We start from the raw sequence: 3008 nt of genomic DNA, 5'->3' as shown, positions 1-3008 counted from the left end.
CCTGGCCGGTCTCGAGCCCGGGGATCTCCCGGGCCAGCTCGGTGAACCGTTCGGCGATCCGCGGCGCCCCCAGGATCTGGGCCACGGCTTCGGCCTCCTGGTCGCTGAGGTGCAGCAGCGGCCTGGCTTCGTCCGGGTCGTCACGGGCATAGACGACGACGTCGAAATCGCCGCTGCGCCGCGCGATGATACCGATGCGGTCGCCCTTCTGATCGGTGAACTCGTAGCGCAGACCGACCCCGGGGAGCAGCACCTCCTTGACGTCCATACCGTCAATCCTGACAGGTCGCGCGCCGCCGGTGTCGCCGGGCGCGGATCTTGTTGCCGCCCGAAAGTTAGTGCAGCTCGGCCGGTTGGGTGGGGCCACCGCGCGACCGGCGCCCCAGCGGCAGCAGCATCGGCACCTGTCGGCGGTAGTCGCGGTAGTCATCGCCCAGCGCGGCCACCAGGTCGCGCTCTTCGAATTGCGTGGCGATCAGGATGTAGCCCGTCATCACGATGGAGAAGAGCAGATGTCCGGCGGTCATGGTGGGTCCCGCCCAGAACGCGAGGACGAAGCCGAGCATCAGCGGGTGGCGCACCAGGCGGTAGAAGAACCGGACGCGGAATTCGAGGTTGGTGTAAGGCCTTGCGCGCCAAGCCAAATAGACCTGCCGGAGCCCGAACAGGTCGAAATGGTTGATCATGAACGTCGACGCCAGCGCGATGGCCCAGCCGAGCCAGAACAGCGTCCACAGCGCCAGGCGCCCGGCCGGCAGCTCCACCTTCCAGAGGACGGCCGGCATCGTCCGCCATTGCCAATAGAGCAGCACCAGCACGACGTTGGACAGCATCACGTAGGTGCTGCGCTCTATCGACGGCGGCACCAGCCGCGTCCACCTCGCCTTGAACCCCGGCCGCGCCATGACGCTGTGCTGGAGGCCGAACACGCCGAGCAGGATCATGTTGACCAACACCGCCTGGCCGACGGGCGCCGAGAGCCCGTGATCGACCGTTCGCGGCACCCAGAAGTTGCCCAGGAACGCGACGAGATAGAGGAATACGGCGAGAAAGAGCAGATAAGCGGCGGCGCCGTAGCCGACCGTCAGGTAACGCCTCATTAGCTGATTGTGCGCCTAGTCGACGCCCACACATATAGGGCATGTGCCTCAATTTCAGCCATAGTGCCCTCCATTTGGGGCAAACGCCTCATGTGGCGGCGCACGCGGTGGACCGACGATTACCGGTGACAGGTCAACCTCGAGAAAGTACGGAGACCAGATCATGAGCGAATCGACATGCCCAGCGATCGCGCTGCTGGGTGATCAACCGGAGCGGGTGCCGGACGGCGCACGGATCGACGCCGTGGACGTCAGCCGGCGCGTCAGTGGCCGCCAACTGCTGCACAACATGTCGCTGTCGGTGGAGCCGGGCGAACTGGTCGCCATCGCCGGCGGCAGCGGAGCGGGCAAAACCACTTTGTTGGAGGTCCTCGCCGGGCTGCAACCTCCGTCGACCGGAGAACTTCGCCACGGCGGCGTCGCGCGTCGCGCCGGCGTCGGGGCCGTCGCGAAAGTCGGCTACGTGCCCCAAGACGACATCATCCATCTCGAAATGCCGCTGCGCCGCACCCTGCGTTACGCGGCGCTACTGCGGCTTCCCGGCGACACCACCGCACGGGAAGCGGAACGGATCGTCGACGAGACGCTGCACAGCCTCGACCTGGCCGATCGAGCCGACGTGCCGGTTCGTCAGCTGTCCGGCGGTCAGCGCAAGCGGGCCAGCATCGCGGTGGAGTTGCTGACCCGGCCACGCCTGTTCTTCCTCGACGAACCCACCTCCGGGCTCGATCCCTCGACCGCCGCTGAGGTGATGCGGCTGCTGCGCCGGCTCAGCCAGCGCGGTGTCACCGTCGTCCTCACCACCCACGAACCGGCCGCCATCGACCAGTGCGAACGGGTGGTCTTCCTGGCCCGCGACGGCCATCTGGCCTTCACCGGCAGCCCGGACGCGGCCCGCCGCTATTTCGGCGTGCAAAACCACACCGAGGTGTACGAGCGCCTGGCGGCCGAGCGCGCGCCGCGGACCTGGGCGGAGCGATTCGCGCAGAGCCGCAAGGCAATAGACGCCCGGCCCGGCTTCACTCTTCCGGCAGTCGCCGCCGCGCCGCCTAATGCCAACGGCACGGGCATGGTCCGACAGTGGTGGCTGCTGACCCGGCGCAACGTCGATGTTCTCGTCCGTAATCGGCTCACCCTGGCGATCCTGCTCGGCTCGCCGGTGCTGGTGACCGCGATGATGGCGACCTTGTTCAAACGGGGTGCCTTCGATCCGGGTGACGCCGCCGGCGTCGGCCCGGCCCAGATCGTGTTCTGGATTGCGTTCGACGGGTTCTTCTTCGGGCTGACCTACGGTCTACTTCAGCTCGTCGGCGAGATGGCCGTCTTCCGGCGCGAGCGCCTGGCCGGCCTCAGCGTGAGCGCATATGTGGGGTCGAAGGTGACGGCGCTGCTTCCGCTTCTGGCCGGAGTGAGCGCGGTGTTGCTGATAGTGCTGCGCGCGCTTGGTCGGCTCCCCGCGCTCGGGTGGCACGTGTACGCCTTGCTGTTCACCACGATTGTGATCGAAGCGATTTCGGCACTGGCGCTTGGCCTTTTCGCCTCGGCCGCGGTCTCCAACGCCGCGCAGGCGGCCCTTGCCCTGCCGATGCTGTGCTTCCCGCAGGTGCTGTTCGGTGGCGCCATCGTCCCCGTCGACCAGATGGCCACGCCCGGGCGCCTGATGAGCCTCGTGCTGTCCAACCGGCACGCCTTCGATGCGTTGGGCCGCGACCTGCAACTCGACCGTTACACCGCCACGTTGCCCGCCATGTCCGCCTACCGGCAGACCTTTGCGGGCGGCAACGCGGTCAGCCTCATCGCGCTCGCCTCATTCGCCGTCGTCCTCACGCTGGCCACCGCGTGGTTGCTGGACCGGCGATCCCGGCCCGGTGCAGCCACGCGATGACAGCCACGCCGGGCCCGCGGTCC

Annotated in this window: 2 protein-coding genes and 1 pseudogene; 1 reads left to right on the top strand and 2 read right to left on the bottom strand. The window is 67.8% G+C overall.

Going from position 1 to position 3008, the window contains the following annotated elements; all coding sequences use genetic code 11:
* Both A9W96_RS06695 and mddA read right to left on the bottom strand, forming a co-directional pair.
* Positions 1-268 (bottom strand): annotated as a pseudogene (locus A9W96_RS06695) (cation:proton antiporter regulatory subunit); the annotation flags it as partial.
* A 67-nt stretch (positions 269-335) separates the two neighbouring features.
* Positions 336-1100 (bottom strand): methanethiol S-methyltransferase, encoded by a 765-nt coding sequence (gene mddA / locus A9W96_RS06690; RefSeq protein WP_067138545.1) that lies wholly within the window; start codon positions 1098-1100, stop codon positions 336-338.
* A gap of 163 nt (positions 1101-1263) precedes the next feature.
* Here mddA and A9W96_RS06685 point away from each other — a divergent pair, with 163 nt between their 5' ends.
* Positions 1264-2985: an ATP-binding cassette domain-containing protein gene (locus A9W96_RS06685; protein WP_082972073.1), complete on the top strand. Its 1722-nt coding sequence runs from the start codon at positions 1264-1266 to the stop codon at positions 2983-2985.
* Positions 2986-3008 lie beyond the last annotated feature (23 nt).

It is taken from the genome of Mycobacterium sp. 1245852.3 (assembly GCF_001669335.1).
GTDB lineage: Bacteria > Actinomycetota > Actinomycetes > Mycobacteriales > Mycobacteriaceae > Mycobacterium > Mycobacterium europaeum_A.
This window is presented reverse-complemented; position numbering and strand designations above follow the sequence as displayed.

Bases quoted from the DNA above. Each gene is read 5' to 3' on its own strand.
- mddA (WP_067138545.1), bottom strand. From the start codon at position 1,100: ATGAGGCGTTACCTGACGGTCGGCTACGGCGCCGCCGCTTATCTGCTC.
- A9W96_RS06685 (WP_082972073.1), top strand. From the start codon at position 1,264: ATGAGCGAATCGACATGCCCAGCGATCGCGCTGCTGGGTGATCAACCG.